19 protein-coding genes are annotated in these 20122 nt (G+C 67.8%); 3 read left to right on the top strand and 16 right to left on the bottom strand.

All coding sequences use genetic code 11. From position 1 onward, the window contains the following. Positions 1 to 23: 23 nt before the first annotated feature. From ASC91_RS10165 to ASC91_RS10100, 15 genes are all read right to left on the bottom strand, one after another. Entirely contained in the window at positions 24 to 1592 is a 1569-nt protein-coding gene (locus ASC91_RS10165; RefSeq protein ID WP_056195965.1) for a hypothetical protein, read from the bottom strand. Next, complete coding sequence (locus tag ASC91_RS10160) at positions 1589 to 2455, bottom strand: ABC transporter ATP-binding protein (protein WP_056195963.1); 867 nt, start codon at positions 2453 to 2455, stop codon at positions 1589 to 1591. The genes ASC91_RS10165 and ASC91_RS10160 overlap by 4 nt, the downstream gene beginning before the upstream one ends. Positions 2456 to 2575: 120 nt before the next feature. After that, positions 2576 to 3289: a phosphodiester glycosidase family protein gene (locus ASC91_RS10155; protein ID WP_056195960.1), complete on the bottom strand. Its 714-nt coding sequence runs from the start codon at positions 3287 to 3289 to the stop codon at positions 2576 to 2578. Next, complete coding sequence (locus ASC91_RS10150; RefSeq protein WP_056195958.1) at positions 3286 to 3504, bottom strand: DUF3820 family protein; 219 nt, start codon at positions 3502 to 3504, stop codon at positions 3286 to 3288. The genes ASC91_RS10155 and ASC91_RS10150 overlap by 4 nt, the downstream gene beginning before the upstream one ends. A gap of 57 nt (positions 3505 to 3561) precedes the next feature. Further along, complete coding sequence (locus ASC91_RS10145) at positions 3562 to 4857, bottom strand: MFS transporter (protein ID WP_082532574.1); 1296 nt, start codon at positions 4855 to 4857, stop codon at positions 3562 to 3564. Next, positions 4854 to 5519: a response regulator gene (locus tag ASC91_RS10140; protein WP_056197196.1), complete on the bottom strand. Its 666-nt coding sequence runs from the start codon at positions 5517 to 5519 to the stop codon at positions 4854 to 4856. The genes ASC91_RS10145 and ASC91_RS10140 overlap by 4 nt, the downstream gene beginning before the upstream one ends. Positions 5520 to 5536: 17 nt before the next feature. Further along, positions 5537 to 8209 (bottom strand): DUF4118 domain-containing protein, encoded by a 2673-nt coding sequence (locus tag ASC91_RS10135; RefSeq protein WP_056197194.1) that lies wholly within the window; start codon positions 8207 to 8209, stop codon positions 5537 to 5539. Continuing rightward, entirely contained in the window at positions 8206 to 9174 is a 969-nt protein-coding gene (gene corA, locus ASC91_RS10130; RefSeq protein ID WP_056195955.1) for a magnesium/cobalt transporter CorA, read from the bottom strand. The genes ASC91_RS10135 and corA overlap by 4 nt, the downstream gene beginning before the upstream one ends. A gap of 16 nt (positions 9175 to 9190) precedes the next feature. Next, positions 9191 to 9775 (bottom strand): potassium-transporting ATPase subunit KdpC, encoded by a 585-nt coding sequence (kdpC, locus tag ASC91_RS10125; RefSeq protein ID WP_056195952.1) that lies wholly within the window; start codon positions 9773 to 9775, stop codon positions 9191 to 9193. A 3-nt stretch (positions 9776 to 9778) separates the two neighbouring features. Then, the gene (gene kdpB / locus ASC91_RS10120) at positions 9779 to 11911 is read right to left on the bottom strand and encodes a potassium-transporting ATPase subunit KdpB (protein WP_082532573.1); all 2133 of its coding nucleotides are present in this window, start codon (positions 11909 to 11911) and stop codon (positions 9779 to 9781) included. Further along, positions 11908 to 13704: a potassium-transporting ATPase subunit KdpA gene (kdpA, locus tag ASC91_RS10115; RefSeq protein ID WP_056195948.1), complete on the bottom strand. Its 1797-nt coding sequence runs from the start codon at positions 13702 to 13704 to the stop codon at positions 11908 to 11910. Before kdpA ends, kdpB begins: the two co-directional genes overlap by 4 nt. Beyond that, positions 13701 to 13793, bottom strand: coding sequence for a K(+)-transporting ATPase subunit F (kdpF, locus tag ASC91_RS28815; protein ID WP_082532572.1), 93 nt, complete (start codon positions 13791 to 13793; stop codon positions 13701 to 13703). Before kdpF ends, kdpA begins: the two co-directional genes overlap by 4 nt. 177 nt (positions 13794 to 13970) lie before the next feature. Continuing rightward, entirely contained in the window at positions 13971 to 14675 is a 705-nt protein-coding gene (locus ASC91_RS10110; protein WP_056195944.1) for a riboflavin synthase, read from the bottom strand. 48 nt (positions 14676 to 14723) lie between these two features. Continuing rightward, positions 14724 to 15929, bottom strand: a complete 1206-nt coding sequence (locus tag ASC91_RS10105; protein ID WP_268795246.1) for an ammonium transporter — start codon at positions 15927 to 15929, stop codon at positions 14724 to 14726. A gap of 131 nt (positions 15930 to 16060) precedes the next feature. Further along, the gene (locus ASC91_RS10100; RefSeq protein WP_056195941.1) at positions 16061 to 16429 is read right to left on the bottom strand and encodes an ArsC family reductase; all 369 of its coding nucleotides are present in this window, start codon (positions 16427 to 16429) and stop codon (positions 16061 to 16063) included. A 23-nt stretch (positions 16430 to 16452) separates the two neighbouring features. Between ASC91_RS10100 and ASC91_RS10095 the strand changes: the two genes are divergently transcribed. After that, on the top strand, positions 16453 to 17184 hold the full coding sequence (locus ASC91_RS10095; RefSeq protein ID WP_056195939.1) for a leucyl/phenylalanyl-tRNA--protein transferase: 732 nt from the start codon (positions 16453 to 16455) through the stop codon (positions 17182 to 17184). Then, positions 17181 to 17930 carry an arginyltransferase gene (locus tag ASC91_RS10090; protein ID WP_056195936.1) on the top strand — a complete coding sequence of 250 codons (750 nt, stop codon included), beginning with the start codon at positions 17181 to 17183 and terminating at the stop codon, positions 17928 to 17930. The genes ASC91_RS10095 and ASC91_RS10090 overlap by 4 nt, the downstream gene beginning before the upstream one ends. A gap of 174 nt (positions 17931 to 18104) precedes the next feature. Here ASC91_RS10090 and ASC91_RS10085 read toward each other — a convergent pair whose 3' ends face one another. Next, positions 18105 to 19010, bottom strand: a complete 906-nt coding sequence (locus ASC91_RS10085; protein ID WP_056195933.1) for a LysR family transcriptional regulator — start codon at positions 19008 to 19010, stop codon at positions 18105 to 18107. Between the two features lie 120 nt (positions 19011 to 19130). On the opposite strand from ASC91_RS10085, the gene ASC91_RS10080 reads away from it, so the two are divergent. Continuing rightward, positions 19131 to 20120, top strand: coding sequence for a 2Fe-2S iron-sulfur cluster-binding protein (locus ASC91_RS10080; RefSeq protein ID WP_056195931.1), 990 nt, complete (start codon positions 19131 to 19133; stop codon positions 20118 to 20120). The last annotated feature ends 2 nt before the right edge of the window (positions 20121 to 20122 follow it).

The following is a 20122-nucleotide window of genomic DNA, read 5'->3' as shown; positions in this document are numbered from 1 at the left end:
CGCTGTAGGCCAGTACCGGCGGCTCAGGTCCGACGCAGCCGCGGCCAGGCCAGCAGTGCTACCAGCCCCAGCCCGCCCGCCAGCGCATAGCCGGCCACGCTGGCTGCGTTGGCCGCGCCGTCCACACCCAACAGGTCCAGCGCCGCCACGCCGGTCTTTTGCAGGTTGAGGTAGAGCGCGAACAGAAACAACGCGAGGAAGGTGCGCGAGCCCTGGGTCAGCCGGCCCAGCAGCGTGGCGGCTGCGCTCAAGAAGAGCAGGCCGGCCACGCAGGCCAAGGCTTGCACCGTTGAGATCCGCAGCAAGGCCGGCAAGGCCAGCAGCAGCCCCAGCCCCAAGGCCGCCAGCACCTGGCGCCAGCCGCGCTCCCATGCGCCGCCGGGTACTGCGCTGGCCAGAGCCCATGTGCCGCTCTGCAGATCACGCGAACTCACGTCCGCCACCGCCATGCCCCAGGCGCACAACGTTGCGGCCAGCAGCGCGGGAACGAGGTCCGTCGACACCACCGCGCAGGCCACCGTGCCGGCCCCCATCGCCAGGGCCAACAGCGGCTGGCTGAGCAACACCAGGCTCACGTCCGCCAGCCAGCGGCCGGGCAGGCCTGGCAGGCGGGCGCTGGCGCGCAGCAACAGGCCAAGGGCGGCGGTGAAAGGCCGCAGCAGCGGGCGCAGCAGCCATTGCAGCAACTGCACGATGCGCCAGCGACCGGCGGGGTTGCGCAGCTTCACGCGGTCTGGTGCATAGCGATGGAAGAACATCACGGCGGGCAGCAGCGGCAGCAGGGCCAGCGCCATCGAGCCCAGGCGCAAAGCGATCAACTCAGCGCTCCACAGGCCAGCGGGCATGTGCAGGCGGGGCAGCGTCGCGTCGAAGGGGCTGCCACCGACGCTGATGTGGGTCACGTCCATCAACTGGCTCACGCCGACCAGCAACGGCGACATGCCATTGATGTCGAACACCTGCCAGCCGGTCAGCCGCACGGCGCCCTGCCCCAGCGTGGCCGGGATGAAGGCGAACTGCACCATCCAGAAGACCCAGTAGAGCGCGTCGCCACGCTTGCCCATCAGCGGCGCCCAGGCGTCGGCCAGCACGGCCAGGCTGGCGCACAGCATCAGGCCGGGCGCCAGCCCGAACACCAGCATCTGCAGATAGGGCAAGGGCTGCAACGGGCCTTCGCCGCGCACGAGTTGCAACACCCAGACCGTCAGCATCACGACCGTGCCCAGCGAGAGCAGGAAACCGAAGGCGCCCAGCCAGCGCGCGCCCAGCAGCTGCGCATTGCTGACCGGTGTGGCGGCCAGCACAGAAGCGGTGCCGCAGCGCAGGTCTTCCTGCGTGCGGCCGCGCGCCAGGTAGAAGCCCGCCAGGCCGAACAGCAGCGAGGCGATCAGGTTGCTCGCAAAGGCGAGGGCCTGGCTCTCGTAGGCGATGCGCTGCTTGTTCACGACCATCATGGCCATGCCACTTTTCGGGTCCAGCACCATCAACCAGCTCACGGCCACCACGGCCAGCAGGATGACGAGACTGCTGAGCCGGCGGCTGCGCAAGCGCCATTCGTTCAGCACCAGGGTCTTGTAGAGACTGGTGTTCATGCGGCCTCCCGCGCATCGGCATAGCGTTGGGCCATCAGCGCCTCTTCCAGGCTGGCGTTCGCCGGCTCGGCCTCGGCAAAGGGGCGCGACGGATGCGCCATGCGCACTTGAATGCGGCTGCCCTGAGGCTGGGCCTGCAGCACCTGCACATGGCCCTTCAGCGCTTCGTAATCGGCTGGCGCGAGCTGGGCCGTCCAGACCTTGCCCACGGCGCGAGCGATCACGGCATCAGGGGTTTCGAAGGCGACAAGGCGGCCCTGACGCATGACGGCCAGGTGCGAGGCCATGTTCTCGACGTCCGACACGATGTGGGTCGACACGATGACCAGGCGCTTGCGCCCGAGGTCGCCCAGCAGGTGACGAAAGCGCAGGCGCTCCTCGGGGTCGAGACCAGCCGTGGGTTCGTCGACGATGAGCACGTCGGGGTCGTTCAGCAGGGCCTGCGCGATGCCCAGGCGCTGGCGCATGCCGCCCGAGAAGCCGATGGCCGGGCGGTGGGCCTGCTCGTGCAGGTTCACCAGCTCCAGCAGGTCATGCAGCCGCTGCCGGTCGCGCACGCCCTTCAGCGCCGCGAAGTACTGCAGGAATTCGAGTGCCGTCAGATGCGGGTAGACGCCGAAGTCCTGCGGCAGATAGCCCAGGCGCCGGCGCATCAGTTCGGGCTTGGCGACGATGTCCTCACCGTCCAGCAGGATGCGCCCGCTGGTGGGCCGCGTGAGCGTGGCCAGCATCTGCATCAGCGTGCTCTTGCCCGCGCCGTTGTGGCCGATCAGGCCGACGACACCGGGCTTCAATTCCAGTGACACGCCGTCGACGGCATTGAGTTTTCCGAAGCTCTTGGAGACGTTCTGGATCTGCAGCATGGCCACTCCTCATCTTGTGAATGAGCGCAGCCTAGGGATCCAGAGGCCAGCCTCCAACGCGCTTGCGACAGACCGCTCACCGCGCGGTTCAGGCCGGCGAAAGCGCGGCCTGGGCCGGCGTCAATCGACGACGCCAAACAGCGGCCCGAGCTCGCTCCAATGGTCGTTGCGCCCGAGCCTGAGCGCGTAGAGGCTGGACACGGCGCCGTCAAGATACAGCGCCTCCCTGCAGTGCAAATCGTCGCGAAAGAAGCTGGCGAACTCGTGCAGCGTGACGGGCTGCTCGGTGATGACGAACAGGGCTTGTGAACCCAGCACACAGACGCCGTTGCGGATATAGCGCGACGCCGAATTGGCGCTGAAGGCCGGATGGATCTGGCCGTCCCTGAGCAGCAGCGGCCCGGACTGGGTGGCGAACAGGACACCCTCGCGCAGCGCCGGGTAGTCCACCGCGTCGACGACCTGAGCTCCGTGAGCCGTCAGCAGGAAAACACCGTTGGGCTTCAGAAAGAAGTTGCCTTCTCCACTCAACAGATTGAGCGGCGCGAGCTCGCGCCCGTCGATGACCAGCAGCCCGACGGGGCTCGCGTCCGCGTGGTACATGCCGGCGTTCATGCCGAAAGCCAGCGTCTTGCCCTGTCCTCTCAACCAGGCCGACAACTTGTCCAGCCGACGCAGCGGCCGGCCCCGGTCATCCTGCCAGAACAGACGCAGCTTCTGCGTAGCGAGGTCCACGCGCACGACAGTGAAGCGGCCATCGCCTTCAGCGCGGGCAGCCAGGCTGGCCACCACCAGCGCAGACCCCAGCACCAACGCCAGCAGCAGCCGCTTCATCGGCCACGCCCCCGCAGCGGCTTGAGCAGGCCCCGCAGGTCGTTGTGATCCATCTCGTACATCAAGGCCAGTAGCCGTCCGATCTCGCCCTTCGGAAATCCCTCGCGCGCAAACCAGCCCAGGTAGTTGCCGGACAAGTCCGCGATCAGCGTGCCCTTGTGTTTGCCGAAGGGCATCTCGGTCGTGACGAGCTTGAGGAGATCTTCCGGGTTCATCGGCGCAGTTTGCCTTGATGGTGTCGAGGGCTGACCGATGGCTCAGCCGGCCTGCAGCTACTTGAAGACGGTCGGGTATTGGAGGCGATACCAATCCGCGATCTCGTCATGGCCGAGCGTCAGGAACTCCTTGAGGCGCGGCACGGCGAGAAGGCCCAGAACGCAGGTGGCCATGAGCAAACCCCAGGCCGTATAGACCCATTTCACGCTGTAGCTCGCCAGCGCCACGCCGACGAGCGCCGGGCCGATGGCACCGGCGACCTGCGTGGTCATTGAGCCGGCCGCAAAGATGCGCACACGGTAGGCCTTGGGCACCGCCAGGGCGCGATGCGTCGCTCCCACCAGGCCCATCGACGCATTGCAAAAGCCCGCAGCCGCCAGACCGACCAGCATCAGCGCGGGCGAGGTGACAAACCCGACCACGGCCAATGCGAGGCCCTCGGCGAGCCCCAGCCCCACGCGAACGCGATACCGGCCCAAGTGGTTCACCAGCCGCTGCGAGCCAACGGCACTGCCGAGCAGAACACCAAACGAGAGAGCCCCCAAGCTGACGCCGAGCCAGCTGCCTTGCAGGCCCAGTGAATGCACCTTGAGCGGGATCAGCAGGCCGACGGCGGGACCCTGGAAGATCCAGACCGCGAAATTCACGAGGGTCCAGCCGCGCTCCATCGGCATCAGCCACTTGGCGGCCAGCCCTGCGCGCAGATCGCGCCACCACAGGGCCAACCCGCGGACCGGCAGTTCGAGGACGGGAGTACGTGGGAGGCGCGATGCAGCGAGCATCGCGATGCACATCAAGCCGCCATAGCAGCACAGCCCACCGGTGACGCCCGCCGAACTGATCGCCGCGCCTGCCAGAAGCGGCCCGAGCACGCCGCTGACCGCCTGTGCCGTCTTGCGCAAACGGATCGCCTCGGGCAACTGCTCCGGCGGCAGCAATTCGGTCAACACGGCATCGCGCGCCGGGTCCACGAACGATGTCGCCAGCACCTGCACGACCGCCAGCATCATGAGGGCTGCCAGATTGAAGGCGCTGGCCAGTGACAGCGCCAGCTGCATTGCGGCGACGAGGCTGAGGCAGGCCAGCCCCCAGGTGATCTGCCGGCGCTTGCAAATCCTGTCGCCAAAGGGCGAGACAGCCGGTGCGGCAATGAAGGTCGTGACGGCCAACGCCACCCCGAACGCCGCGATCGCGTGGGCGCCACCGCTGCTGGTGATCCACCACGGCAACACGACCATCGCACCCAACTCGGCAAGGCGGACCAGGAAGTCGGTCAGCAACACCACGCGCAGCGCCCGATTCGAACGCAGGATTTCGTGTATCCGCCCGGGTGCACCCGGCTCGCCCCTCATGTCTTGAGCCGGTAGCCCACGCCCGCCTCAGTCACCAGCCACTGCGGCCGGTTGGGATCGGCCTCGAGCTTCTTGCGCAGATTGGCCATGTGCACGCGCACGTAATGCACGTCCTCGGCATGGCCCGGGCCCCAGACCGCCTTGAGCAGGTGCTGGTGGGTCAACACGCGTCCCGGAGCGTTGGCAAGCTCCTGCAGCAGCCGGTATTCGATGGGCGTCAGGTGCAGCTCTTCGCCGGCTTTGGTGACCGTGCGTAACGCGCGGTCCATGGCGACGTCACCAAAGCGCAGCACCGGGTCGGCGTCGTTGCCGCCGCCGCCGTGCCTGCGCAGTTGCACGCGCACGCGGGCCAGCAACTCGGCCACGCCGAAGGGCTTGACGAGGTAGTCGTCGGCACCGGCGTCCAGGGCCTGCACCTTGCGGTCCTCGCCCTCACGGGCCGACAGCACCAGGACGGGCGCCTGCGACCAGCCGCGGAACTCGCGGATGAAGTCCAGGCCATCGCCATCGGGCAGGCCCAGGTCCAGCACAACCAGCTCGGGACGGCGCGTGGCCGAGTCGATCAACCCGCGTTGCAACGTCGCCGCCTCGAAGACCTCCAGGCCTTCGCTCTCCAGCGCCATGCGCACGAAGCGCCGGATCTCCGGTTCGTCCTCGATCATCAACACGCGTGCAGCGCTCACTCTGGTTTCTCCGCCGGCGGCTGGCCGAGCGGCAGTTCCACTCGCACACAGGCACCGCCGGTCGCGACATTGTGGGCGCTGATACGGCCGTCATGCGCCTCCACGATGGCCTTGCAGATGGCCAGGCCCAGGCCGACACCGGGCGTGGCGCTCTCGCGGTCGCCGCGCTCGAACTTGTCGAAGAGCTTGTCCTCGAGGCCCGCGGGAAACCCAGGGCCGGCGTCGCTGACGTCGATCTCGACATGCCGCCCCGCCGTGCGCGCCCGGATGCGGATGGCGCCGGCCGCGTACTTGGCCGCGTTCTCCAGCAGGTTGACGAGCACGCGCTCGATCAGCACGGCGTCCAGCTCGACCAGGGGCAGGTCCGCCGGCAGATCCACGACAACCTCGCGGTCGATCAAGGCTTCTTCCAGGCTGGCCAGTGCGCTGCCGACGACCTCTTGCAGCGGCAGCCAATGCCGGTTCAGCTGCACCGTGCCGGATTGAAGCCGCGCCATGTCGAGCAGGTTGCCGACCAGCGCAGTCATGCGCAGCGCCGAGCGACGCATCGCGTCGGCCACCTCGGCCTGAGGCGTGTTCAGCGGCGTGAGCTTGAGCGCATCCGCCAGCCCCACCAGCGCGGCCAGCGGCGTGCGCAGATCGTGGGACACGGCCGTCAGCAGCGAATTTCGCAGCCGCTCGGACTCGATCTGCAACGTGCTCTGCTGGGCCACCTCGATGTAGTGGATGCGCTCCAGCGAAATGGCCAGCAGCGCTGCACAGGTGTCCAGCAGCTCGCGCTCCTCGGGCGACCAGCGGCGGCCCTGCCCTTGGACGGCCAGCACGCCACGCAGCCGCATCGGCGCGGTCAGCGGCAGCATCAGGCAGGGGCTGGCCGGCAGCGTGTCGGTGCCCTGCCCTGCCGGCTGGCCATGGTCGAAGGCCCATTGGGCGACACCCAGGTCCGGCTGCACGCCTGCGCCCGGCAGCGCCACCAGCATCTCGCGGCCGGGCGTGGCCCCTGGCGGCGGCGCCAGCACGGCCGAGGCGGCGCCGAACTCGGCGCGCAGGAAGCGCGTCGCGATCTCGGCAACCTGTTCCACCACCAGCGCGGCACCGAGGTCGCGCGACATCGTGTACAGGCCGCGCACGCGCCGCTCACGCTCCTGGGCCGCGCGGGCCTGGGCCTGCAGCCCGGCCGCGAGCTGGCCGATGACGAGGCCGACGAGCAGCAGCACGGCGAAGGTGACGAGATATTGCGCATCGCCGACGGCAAACGACCCTCTCGGCTCGACGAAGGCGAAGTCGAAGGCAGCCACGCCGAGCAGCGCCGCCAGCGCCGCCGGCCCGCGGCCAAAGCGCAGCGCAACGCCAACAACGTTGAGCAGATAGAGCATGGCGATATTGGTCGGCGCCATGAAACCCAGCAACACGTGGGCCAGGGCCGTCGTCAGCGCGACGCCCGCCAGCGCCGCCGCATGGCCGCGCCAGGCCTGCAGAGGAATCAGGGCACCACGCGTCGCCGCCGCGGGCTGCTCGCGCGCACCGGTGGGCAGCGCCACCTGCAACACGTCCATCTCGTCGGCCAGGCGGCTCAACGCCTCGGCCAGGGACGGCCGGCCAGGCCAGCGCCAGGCCTGCTCGCGCCGGCCCACCACGAGGCGGGCCAGGTTGTGCTCGCGCGCATAGCCCACCAGGGCCGCGGCGACCTCGGGCGCCGACAGTTCGGCCGTGCGGGCACCGAGCGACTGCGCCAGCTCCAGCGTGCGCTGCACGCGCTGGCGGGCGGCGTCGCTCAGGCCCTGGGCCGTCTGCACGTGCACGGCATGCCAGTCCAGCCCGAGCTGCTGCGCCAGCCGGGCGGCGCTGCGCACGACCTTTTCGCTCGCCGCCGCCGGGCCGATGCAGGCCAGCAGCGACTCGCGGTTGGGCCACACCGTCCCGGCGCTGTGCTCGCGCCGGTAGGCCTGCATCTGGTCGTCCACGCGGTCGGCCGTGCGGCGCAGGGCCAGCTCGCGCAGGGCCAGCAAATTGCCCTTGCGGAAGAAATTTTTGGCGGCGCGCTCGGCCTGGTTCGGCAAATAGACCTTGCCTTCCTTGAGCCGCTGCAGCAGCTCGTCGGGCGGCAGGTCGACGACGACCACCTCGTCGGCCGCATCGAAGACCTTGTCGGGCAGGGTTTCCCAGACACGGATGCCGGTGATGCCGCCAACGACGTCGTTCAGGCTCTCCAGGTGCTGCACGTTCAGCGTCGTCCAGACCTCGATGCCGGCCTCGCACAGCTCCTGCGCGTCCTGCCAGCGCTTGGCGTGGCGCGAGCCCGGCGCGTTGCTGTGGGCCAGCTCATCCAGCAGCAGCACGCCGCCCGCTTGCTCGCGGCCCCAGGCCAGCGCGGCATCGAGGTCGAACTCGCGCAGGGTCTGGCCGCGGTGGACGATGTCCTTCAGCGCCAGGCGCGGCAGATCGCGCGCGATGGCCTCGGTGTCGGCGCGGCCGTGGGTCTCGACGACGCCGATGCGCACCACCCGGCCTTGGGCGCGAGCCGCATGCGCGGCGGCCAGCATGGCGAAGGTTTTTCCAACACCCGCGTTGGCGCCGAAGAAGATCTTCAGCCGGCCGCGCTGGGCGGCGGCTTCGTCGCGCTGCAACTGGGCCAGCAGCGCGTCGGGGTCGGGGCGGGTGTCGGTCACAACCATCCGAGGCGCTTGAAGCGCCAGTACAGCGCCCCGCTGACGAGGACGATCACGCCCAGCGCCATCGGGTAGCCCAAGGTCCATTTCAGCTCGGGCATGTGCTCGAAGTTCATCCCCCAGATGCCCGCCAGGGCCGTGGACGCCGCAAAGATGGCGGCCCAGGCGGCCAGGCGCTTGGTGACGAGGGACTCGTCCAGCGTGACCAGGGTGAGGTTGACCTGGGTCGCCGCGATGATGGTTTCACGCGCGGCGTCGATGCTGGCCTGGATGCGCAGCAGGTGGTCGTAGACGTCGCGGAAGTAGTCCTGCAGGGCCTTGCAGACGACGGGCACGCGGCCACCGTGCAGCTTGGCCGTCACCTCCAGCAGCGGCGTGACGGCATGGCGCAGCGTGGCCAGGCGCTGCTTCAGCGCGAACAGACGCTGCACGACGGACTGGCGATCCTGATGGGGCTGGAACATGGTCGCTTCCAGTTGCTCCAATTCGGCCTCGATGGCGTCGATGAGCGGGAAGTAGCGGTCCACGACGGCGTCCATCAGTGCGTAGAAGACGAAACCTGGCCCCTGGCGCAGCAGATGCGGCTCGCGCTCCGCACGCCCGCGCACGCCCAGGAAACCCTGGCTGCTGCGGTGGCGTACCGAGACGATGAAGCGCGCGCCGACGAAGACGTGCACCTCGCCCACCTCCAAGCCGTCGGCGCCGGTCTCCAACAGATGCATCGCAGCGAACAGCATGTCGCCGTACTCTTCCACCTTGGGCCGCTGATGGCCCTTGCGGGCATCCTCGACGGCCAATGGCGGCAAGTCCAGCTCGTGCTGCAGCAGGTTGAGCTCCTCATCGCTCGGGTCGCGCAGCGCGATCCAGACAAAGCCGCTCGTTCTCTCCAGCGCCTCGGACACCCCCTCCAGGCTGGGCTCGGCCACGATGCGGCCATCCTCGTACACGGCGCTGTTGATCAGCATGGCGGTCTGCCTGGAGTCATCTTGCGGTGATCGTCGCACGCTCCAGCGCGAGGTTCAGGGCCAGCACGTTGACGCGCGGCTCGCCGAGGAAGCCGAGCCGGCGGCCCTCGGTGTGCTGCTCGACCAGCGCCCTCACCTGCTCCGGTGGCAGCCCACGTGCCCGGGCGACGCGGGGGAGCTGGTAGTCGGCGGCGGCACGGCTGATGTGGGGGTCCAGGCCGCTAGCGGAGGCGGTGACGAGGTCGACCGGCACCGGCGCCAGGTTGCCCGGGTCGGCCGCGCGCAAGGCGTCGATGCGCGCCTTGACCGCATCGACCAGGGCCGGCGCCGTCGGCGCGAGATTGGAGCCCCCGGAGTTGGCCGCGTTGTAGGGCGCGGGCGCAGTGGCCGAGGGACGGCTCCAGAAATGCCCGGGGTCGGTGAAGGCCTGGCCGATCAGCTCGGAGCCGATCGGCCTGCCGTCCTGGATGACGAGGCTGCCATTGGCCGCATGGGGAAAGAGCGCCTGCGCCAGGCCGGTGACGGCCAGCGGGTAGGCCAGGCCAGTGACGAGGCTGAGCAGCACGAACAGGGTCAATGCGGGGCGGAGTTGGGTGTTCATGATTCAAGCAAGGTGAAGGGCCACGAGCAGCAGGTCGATGGCCTTGATGCCGATGAAGGGGACGATGACGCCGCCCAGGCCGTAGACGAGCAGGTTGCGGCGCAGCAGCGCGGCGGCGCCGATGGCGCGGTAGCGCACGCCCTTGAGCGCCAATGGGATCAGCACGACGATGATCAACGCGTTGAAGATGACCGCGGACAGGATGGCCGAGTTGGGACTGGCCAGGCGCATGACGTTCAGCGCGCCGAGCTGCGGATAGGTCGACACGAAGGCCGCCGGCAGCACCGCGAAATACTTGGCCAGGTCGTTGGCGATGCTGAAGGTCGTCAGCGACCCACGCGTCATCAGCATCTGCTTGCCCGTCTCGACGATCTCGATGAGCTTGGTCGGGTTGCTGTCCAGGTCGACCATGTTGCCAGCCTCCTTGGCCGCTTGGGTGCCGCTGTTCATGGCGACGGCCACGTCGGCCTGGGCCAGCGCCGGGGCGTCATTGGTGCCGTCGCCGGTCATAGCCACCTGCCTGCCCTGGGCCTGGTGCTCGCGGATCAGCGCCAGCTTGGCCTCGGGCGTGGCCTCGGCGAGGAAGTCGTCCACGCCGGCCTCGGCGGCAATGGCTGCGGCCGTCAGCCGGTTGTCGCCGGTGACCATGACCGTCTTGATGCCCATGCGGCGCATCTGCGCAAAGCGCTCCTTGATGCCGGGCTTGACGATGTCCTTGAGTTCGACGACGCCGAGCACCCGCACGTCATCGACGACAACCAGCGGCGTGCTGCCTCGGCGGGCGGCCTCGTCGACGCTGGCCTGCACGCTGGCCGGCCAGCGGCCGCCCAGGGCTTCAACGTGAGCGCGCACCGCGCTGCCAGCACCCTTGCGGATCCGGCGGGCGCCGAGATCCACGCCGCTCATGCGCGTCTGCGCCGTGAAGGGCACGAACTCGCCCCGTTCCATGGCCGTGGCCGCGCCGAACTTGCGGTCGGCCAGCGCCACGATGCTGCGGCCCTCGGGCGTCTCGTCGGCCAGCGACGCCAGGCGCGCCACCTCGGCGAGCTGAGCCTCGCTGGCGCCTTCTACCGGCCAGAACGCATCGGCCTGGCGGTTGCCCAGCGTGATGGTGCCGGTTTTGTCCAGCAGCAACACGTCGACGTCGCCCGCGGCTTCAACAGCGCGGCCCGAGGTGGCGATGACATTGGCCTGCAGCATGCGGCTCATGCCGGCCACACCGACGGCCGACAGCAGGCCGGCGATGGTGGTCGGAATCAGGCAGACCAACAGCGCCACCAGCACGACGAGGCTGACCGGCTCGCCCGCGCCGGCCACCGCCACGCTGAACTGCGAGAACGGCAGCAGCGTGGTGCAGACACCCAGGAAGACCAGCGTCAGCGCGACCAGCAGGATGGTCAGCGCGATCTCGTTGGGCGTCTTCTTGCGCTTGGCGTTCTCGACCATGGCGATCATGCGGTCGACAAAGGTCTCGCCGGGGTTCACGGCCACGCGGGCCACGACCCAGTCGGACAGCACGCGGGTGCCGCCAGTCAGCGCCGAGAAGTCGCCGCCGCTCTCGCGGATGACGGGTGCGGACTCGCCGGTGATGGCGCTCTCGTCCACCGAGGCGACGCCGTCGATGACCTCGGCATCGGCCGGCACGACATCGCCGGCCTCGATCAGCACGACTTCGCCCTTGCGCAGCGTGCCGGCCTCGCGGGGGTGCCACTTGATCGTGTCACGTGGCGCACCGGGCTTCCAGTCGTCGGTCAACTTGGCCCAGGTTTCCTTTTTCAACCCGCGCAGCGACGCCGCTTGCGCCTTGCTGCGGCCCTCGGCCAGAGCCTCGGCGAAGTTGGCGAACAGCACGGTGAACCACAACCAGACCGTTACCGCGACAACGAAGCCGTTCGGTTGCGCGACGGACAGCGCCGTCGTCAACAGGCTGCCGAGATAGACCACGAACATCACCGGGTTGCGCAATTGCGTGCGCGGGTCCAGCTTGCGGAAGGCGTCGACCAGGGCGGCACGAGTCAGCGCCGGGTCGAGGAGGGAAAAACCAGCGCGAGTCTCAAGAGAGCGACGGGCCGCTCCCGAGCTCTCTTGCCCCCCTCGGGGGGCCTGGCGCACAGCGACAGGTTCGGGGGCACTCATGATTTGCTCCAGAGGATGAGGTGCTCGACGACGGGGCCCAGGGCCAGCGCCGGCACATAGTTCAGAAGACCGACCAGCAGCACGGCGCCGATCAGCAGCACGACGAAGAGGGGGCCATGCGTGGGCAGGGTGCCCTCGCCCGCCGCCAGCCGCTTCTTGCCCGCCAGCGAGCCGGCCATGGCCAGCACCGGCACGATGACGCCGAAGCGGCCTATCCACATCACCAGGGCCAGCAGCCCGTTGTAGAAGGGCGTGTTGGCCGACAGGCCGGCGAAGGCGCTGCCGTTGTTGTTGCCGGCGGACGAGAGCGCGTACAGCACCTCGCTGAAGCCATGCGCGCCAGGCGCCGCGATGCCGGCCTTGCCGGGCTCCACGATCACGGCGACGGCCGTGCCGATGAGCACCGCCAATGGCGTCAGCAGGATGGCCAGCGAGACCATCTTCATCTCGTGCGCCTCGATCTTCTTGCCGAGGTATTCAGGCGTGCGGCCAATCATCAACCCGGCGACGAAGACGGCCAGGATGGCGAACACCAGCATGCCGTACAGACCCGCGCCGACGCCGCCGAAGACGACCTCGCCGAGCTGCATCAGTACCATGGGCACGGCCCCGCCCAGCGGCGTGAAGCTGTCGTGCATCGCGTTGACGGCGCCGCAGCTGGCCGCCGTCGTGATGACGGCGAACAGCGAGGAGGCGTCGATGCCGAAGCGCACTTCCTTGCCCTCCATGTTGCCGCCCGACTGCGTGGCCGTCTGGGCCGAGTCGACACCCAGCGCGGCGAGATGCGGGTTGCCGGCCTGCTCGGCCGACGTGGCGATGACGACGGCGACAACGAACATCGCCGTCATCGCCCCCAGCAGCGCCCAGCCCTGGCGCATGTCGCCCACCTGGCGGCCCAGCACGAAGCACAGCGCCGCCGGGATCAGGAAGATGGACAGCATCTGCAGCGCATTGGTCGCCGCGGTCGGGTTCTCGAAGGGGTGGGCCGAGTTGGCGTTGAAAAAGCCACCGCCATTGGTACCCAGCATCTTGATGGCGAGCTGCGACGCCACCGGGCCGAGGGCAATGCTCTGGCTCTGGCCGTTCTTGTCCTCCATGACCGGCTGGCCGTCGGTGCCCTTCAGCGGCTGGCCGGCGGCGTCAAGCTTGGGCTCCTGCCAGCTCTGGGCTTCGATGGTCGTCACGTCCTGATAAGGCTTGAGCGTCTGCACGACGCCCATGCCGGAGAGAACGACGGCGAAGACGAAGGACAGCGGCAGCAGCACCCACAGCGTGGCGCGGGTCAGGTCGGCCCAGACGTTGCCGATGGCCTGGGCACTATGGCGCGCAAAGCCACGCACGAAGGCCACGACGACCGCGATGCCGGTGGCGGCGGACAGGAAGTTCTGCACCGTCAGCGCGAGCATCTGCGTGAGGTAGCTCATGGTCGACTCACCGCCATAGCCCTGCCAGTTCGTGTTGGTCACGAAGCTGATGGCAGTGTTGAAGGCCGAGTCTGGCGACACCGCGGCCAAGCCCTGCGGGTTCAGCGGCAGCAGATGCTGCAGGCGCTGCAGCGCATAGACGGCAGCGATGCCGAGGGCATTGAAGACGAGCAGGCCGAGGGCATAGCGCAGCCAGCCTTGCTCGGCGTCGGCATCCACGCCGGCCAGCTTGAGCAGGCCGCGCTCGACGCGGCGCAGCCACCCGACGCGGCCTTCCATGGCCGCGTGAATCCAGCGTGCCAGTGGCCAGGCCAGCACGAGCAGCACGACAAGAAAGACGATGAGCTGGACCCAGGCCGAGGTACTCATGACAAGTCCTCCGGGAACAGCAGCGCCCAGAACAGATAGCCGACAAGCCCGACGACGAGGATGGCGGCGGCGAGTTCGAAGCCACTCATGACTTCCTCCTCGCCAATTTTTCGCAGCCCCAGGCCGCGAGCCCGGTCAACAGCGCGAGAGCCGCGCCCAGAACCAGAAACATGATGTCCATGACACCTCCATAACGATGGAAGTGATTCTGGAAATTGCGCCCTCAAAGCCTCGCCAAGATCGAGGCGGGGGGTATCAAGAAAGCATCAAGATTTGCTTATCGCGAGCTGAGTGATGTCGATGCCGCGCTCCCGCGCAATCGCCTCCAGCACAGGCAGCAGCGGGCCCAGCTTCTCGTCCAGCGCGTCGCGCACCGTGTCGACGACCACCTGCGTGCTTCGCTCGATCTCGATGTGGATGGCGTCGCCCACACCCTTGTCGCCAAAGGTCGTCATGCGCAGCGTCTCGGGAATGAGCCACACCTCGAACCAGCCCGACCCGTCGCGCTCGCGCCGGGCCTCGGCGACGGTCAGGCTGCAGCCGTTGACGCCGATATAGCCCTTGGCAAAGACATAACGCATCCACGGCGCGGGCAGCGCGAAGCGGATGACGTGGTTGTTGTCGGGCTTGCGGATCTCGGCAATGCGGGCGGAGACGTCCACGTGGCCGGACAGCGGATGGCCGCCGATCTCGACGCCTTCCCGGGCCGCGCGCTCGACGTTCAGGCCAGAGCCCACCATCAGGCCGCCCAGCGTGGTGAGGCTGAGCGTCTGCGCCATCACGTCAAAGCTGGCCACACCGGGTGCTGGCCGCTCGGTGACGGTCAGGCAGACGCCGTCGCAGGAGACGCTGGCGCCAATGGCCAGCTCAGCGTCGAAGCCCTGCGGGAACTTCAGATGCAGGGTGTGCAGGCCCTCACGGGCCTCGATGGATTCGACGCGGGCGACGCCCTGGACAATGCCTGTGAACATGGAAAACAGGCCTCCAGGGAGGCCTTTTTGAACAGCGTTCGGGCCAGCTTACCAGCTGACCTCACGGTCCGGCGTCGAGCCGATCTTGTGGATGGATTGGTCGGCGCCTTCGAACTCCTGTTCCGCATCCAGCCGCAGGCCGGTGATGCGTTTGATGGCGCCATAGACAACGAAACCGCCGGCCAGCGCCCAGGTCACGCCACCCAGCGTGCCGATCAACTGAGCGCTGAAGGACACGCCGCCGATGCCGCCCAGCGCCTTCTGCCCAAAGACGCCGCAAGCGATGCCGCCCCAGGCGCCGCACAGGCCGTGCAGCGGCCAGACGCCCAGCACGTCGTCGATCTTCCAGCGGTTCTGCGTCAGGGTGAAGAACTGCACGAACACCCAGCCGGCAATGCCGCCGGTGACCAGGGCGCCGAGCGGATGCATGACGTCCGAGCCGGCGCAGACGGCCACCAGGCCGGCCAGCGGGCCGTTGTAGGCAAAGCCGGGGTCATTGCGGCCCAGCAGCACGGCTACCAACGTGCCGCCGGCCATGGCCATCAACGAATTGACGGCGACCAGGCCGGAAAGCTTGTCCAGCGTCTGCGCGCTCATCACGTTGAAGCCGAACCAGCCCACCGTCAGCACCCAGGCGCCCAGGGCCAGGAAAGGGATGCTTGACGGCGGGTGGGCGCTCATCGCGCCGTCCTTGCGGTAGCGGTTCAGGCGCGGGCCGAGCAGCTGCACGGCGGCGAGACCTATCCAGCCGCCCACGGCATGCACAACGACGCTGCCGGCGAAGTCATGGAACTCGGCGCCCGTGGCGGCCTTCAGCCAGGCCTGGATGCCGAAGGCCTGGTTCCAGGCCACGCCTTCGAACACCGGGTAGATGAAGCCAACGATGACGCAGGTGGCGGCCAGTTGCGGGCCGAAGCGGGCCCGCTCGGCAATGCCGCCCGACACGATGGCGGGAATGGCCGCCGCGAAAGTCAGCAGGAAGAAGAACTTGACCAGCTCATAGCCGTTCTTCTGCGCCAACTGCTCGGCGCCGGCGAAGAAGTGGCTGCCGTAGGCGACCAGGTAGCCGACCAGGAAATAGGCCAGCGTGGACACCGCGAAGTCCACCAGGATCTTGACCAGGGCATTGACCTGGTTCTTCTTGCGCACGGTGCCCAGTTCGAGGAAGGCAAAGCCCGCATGCATGGCGAGCACCATGATGGCGCCCAGTAGGATGAAGAGCGCGTCTGCGCCCTGCTTGATCGATGACTCCAACGCTGCCTCCGGCCGGCGGCTCCAGACTTGGGCGACATGCACCAATCCGAACCAAACCGCACCGAAATTGCAAATTCAATGCCCGCTTTTAAGGCGTAAATTTGCGGCCAGAGAGCAGCGCAGGCAATCGTTCAGCTCTTCTTTGGTGCATTCAATGCACTCTTCTCGAACGATTCCGCACCAAATCCGAGCGTCCAGTGGCCGTCCGGCCAGCGCACGACGGGCCGCTTGATGACGCTGGGCTCGGTCAGCATCAGCGCCATGGCCGACGCGTCGTCAGTGACGGCGGCCTTCGCGGCGTCGTCCAGCTTGCGCCAGGTGTTACCGGCGCGGTTGACGATCCTGTCGCGGCCAAAGGCCTTGATCCAGGTCGGCAGCAGCTCGGCCGGTACGCCCTGTTTCTTGAAGTCATGAAAAGCGACTTCCAGGCCTTGTTCGGCCAGCCAGGAGCGCGCCTTCTTGACGGTGTCGCAGTTGGGAATGCCATAGACGGTGATCATGGGCGCCAACTTACCATGGCTCCATGATCGACTGGCTTGACGAAGCTTCCCTCGACTTTCCACCCAGCTCGCGGGCGCTGGGCCCTGGCACCGATGCCCCCGGCCTGCTTGCCGCCGGCGGCACCCTGGACCCCGAGCGCCTGGAAGCGGCCTACCGGCGCGGCATCTTCCCCTGGTACGGCCCCGGCCAGCCGCCGCTGTGGTGGGCGCCCGACCCGCGCATGGTGCTGAAGACGGCCGACTTCAAGCTTTCGCGCTCGCTGCGCAAGACGGTGGCACGCTTTGCCTCCACGCCCGGCTGTGAGATCCGCGTCGACTTTGATCGCGCCACCGTGCTGCGTGCCTGCGCCAGCGCGCCGCGCGAGGGTCAGTCAGGCACCTGGATCGTGCCCGAACTGCAGGCTGCCTATCTCGCCTGGCCGGCCATGCACAGCATCGAGACCTGGATGGAGGGCGAACTCGCCGGCGGCCTGTACGGCGTCAACCTGGGGCGCATGTTCTATGGCGAATCCATGTTCATGCGCCGCACCGACGCCTCCAAGATCGCCCTTTGCGCCCTGATCTGCCTGTGCCGCCAGTTCGGCATCCCCTGGATCGACTGCCAGCAGAACACCCCCCACCTGGCCTCGCTGGGTGCGGCAGAAGTCCCACGGGCAGCCTTCGAGGACCACCTCGCCACCCACGTGGGTGGACCTACGCCCGGCCCCTGGACCTATCATCCGGACTACTGGCACAGGCTTCTGACCTCGACGTGACCCATCCCAAAGAACTGCCGCTCGCGCAGATCCAGTTCTATGCCACGGCCGCCTACCCGTGCAGCTATGTGGCGGGCCGCCAGGCGCGTTCCCAGGTCGCCACGCCCAGCCACCTGATCCACGCCGACGCCTATTCCAACCTGGTTGCCGCGGGTTTTCGCCGCAGCGGGCTCTTCACCTACCGCCCCTACTGCGACCAGTGCCGCGCCTGCATCGCGCTGCGCGTGCCGGTCGCCAGCTTCGAGGCCACCCGCAGCCAGAAGCGGGCCTGGAAGGCGCATCGCCACCTGCAGGCCAAGGTCATGCGCCTGGGCTATTCGCCCGAGCACTACGCGCTGTACCTGCGCTACCAGGCCGGCCGGCACTCTGGCGGCGGCATGGACCATGACAGCGTTGACCAGTACACCCAGTTCCTGCTGCAGTCGCGCATCAACTCCCGCCTCGTAGAGTTCCGCGAAACCATGCCTGACGGCAGCACGCCGCTGCGCATGGTGTCCATCCTGGACATCCTCAACGACGGCCTGTCGGCGGTCTACACCTTCTACGACCCGGACGTGCCGGGCAGCTTCGGCACCTATGGCGTGCTGTGGCAGATCCAGCAGGCCAAGGAGCTCAAGCTCAGCCACCTCTACCTGGGCTACTGGATCGAGGAGAGCCCCAAGATGGCCTACAAGGCCGGATTCAGGCCGCACCAGATCCTCAAAAACGGCGTCTGGGAGGATGCCGTTTGCGAACCAAAACAATGACCTGCAGCGTCGGGAAGTCCTAGGCTGATTTCGCAGGTGCGGCTCCTGGCCCAGGCAGCGGCCCGAATCGCAAGCAGGTCGCTGTCCAAGTCGACGTGATTACCCACAGATTTCAGACGTGACGATGGTGGCGGCTCACTGCTTTGTCTTGCCCGCGCCATGCGGCGCCAAGCTTCAGTCGCCGCCGAACATCTCGCAGATCACGCCACGGAGCCATTGGTTGGCCGGCGCACGATGGGCTTGGGCATGCCAGAAGACGTTGATCGCAATGTCCGGCAGCTTGACTGGATGCGGCAGGTAGCTGAGGTTGAAAGGGCCGGCCAATTGCTGCGCCAACCGCTCCGGCACGGTGGCCACGAGATCGGAATCCTGCAGGATGTGCCCGACGCTGACGAAGTGCGGCACAGAGAGCCGCACCGTGCGGTTGATGCCCGCCCGGCGTATCAGTTCGTCGACCTTGCCATGGCCCGTGCCGGCCGAGACGATGACGAGGTGCTCGGCGTTGCGGAAGTCGTTGAGCGTGAGCTTGCGTTTCTCCACCGCGTGCCCACGCCGGAACAGGCAGACGTAGCGCTGGCTGAAGAGGCGCCGCTGGAAGAAGCCGGCCTTGAGCATGGGCAGCAGGCCGATGGCGAGGTCGACGCGGCCGGCCTCCATGTCGTCCCGGAGGTTCACGGCGGTGTTGCGAACCGTGTTCAAGGTGATGCCGGGGGCTTCCCGGCTGAGGCGCTCCATCAGGCGAGGCAGAAAGACGATCTCGCCGATGTCGGTCATGCCGATGGTCATGGCGCGCTGCACCTGGGCGGGGTCGAACTCCACGCGCTGGTTGATGCCGCTGTGAATCATCGAGAGCGCGTAGCCGATGGGCTCCGCCAGCTGCTCGGCAAACGGCGTGGGCATCATGCCCTTGGGCGTTCGCACGAAAAGCTCGTCACCGAACTGCTTGCGCAGCTTGGCCAGCGTGTTGCTGACGGCCGGCTGCGTGAGCTCCATCAGCTCCGCCACCCTGGACACCCGGCGTTCCGCCATCAAGTGGTGGAACAGCACGAGTTGGTTGAGATCGATGTCTCCGAGCTCCATGCGTCGTCTCCGCCGTCACATCATTCCTGGTGATGTGATCTATTCATCAGATTCTATTGGCTGAGGTCACCGAAGTGGACAACATGCCGCCAATCGCAAACGACTTGGCCGGCAAGCTGCATGGAAGTCCTCATCCAACCACTGAATCGCGTCATCCATGTCGAGCCGGGCGCGAATCTGCTGGAGGCATTGCAGGCGGCCCAGGTGCCGATGTCCTACTCCTGCATGGCCGGCCGTTGCGGCACCTGCCGCTGCAAGCTGCTCGAGGGCGAGGTGCTGGAGGGAGGCAAGGAGCAGCAGCGCCCCTTGGACGGCGCAGACAGCTACGTGCTGGCGTGCCGGACCTATCTGACCGAGCCCTGTGTGATCGAGATCCCGGAGCCGGACGAGATCGTGGTGCACCCGGCGCGCATCCTGAAAGCCACGGTCACGGCAGTCGAGGACATGACGCATGACATCAAGCGCGTGGTCCTGAAGCCGGCCAAGCCGTTGGCGTTCTCGCCAGGGCAATACGCTCAACTGCAGTTCACGCCGGAACATGCCAGGCCCTATTCAATGGCAGGCATTCCGCTCGAGGGCGGCGATCTTGAGTTCCATGTGCGCGTCGTGCCCGACGGGCGCGTCAGCGGCTACATCGCCCGTCAGTTGAAGGTTGGCGACGCCGTGCGCGTCAGCGGGCCGCTGGGGTCGGCCTACCTGCGCCGCAAGCACGACGGGCCGATGCTCTGCATCGCGGGAGGCACGGGTCTGGCACCGGTGCTGTCCATCCTGCGCGGTGCGGTTGCCGAAGGCATGCGCAACCCCATCCATTTGTACTTCGGGGTGCGCTCGCCACGGGACGTCTATGGCCTGTCCTGGCTGCAGGAACTGGCCCGCGATCACGCCGGCCTGAAGCTCAACGTCGTCGTCGCCTCGGGCGGCGATCCCAAGCTGCACCGCTGTGGCCTGGTCACCGATGTCATCGATCAAGACCTCGGCGACCTGCGCGGTTGGCGCGCTTACCTGTGCGGCTCACCACCGATGGTGGAAGCGGCCTCGCTGATGGTGCGCCGCAAGGGCATCGAGCCCGAGCGCATCCATGCCGACGCCTTCTACACCCAAGGAACCTGAGG

Origin of the sequence: Pelomonas sp. Root1237, assembly GCF_001425055.1 — a bacterium.
In the GTDB taxonomy this organism is placed as follows: Bacteria; Pseudomonadota; Gammaproteobacteria; order Burkholderiales; family Burkholderiaceae_C; genus Pelomonas.
Note: the sequence above shows the minus strand (reverse complement) of the source record. Positions and strands in the feature narration are given on the sequence as shown.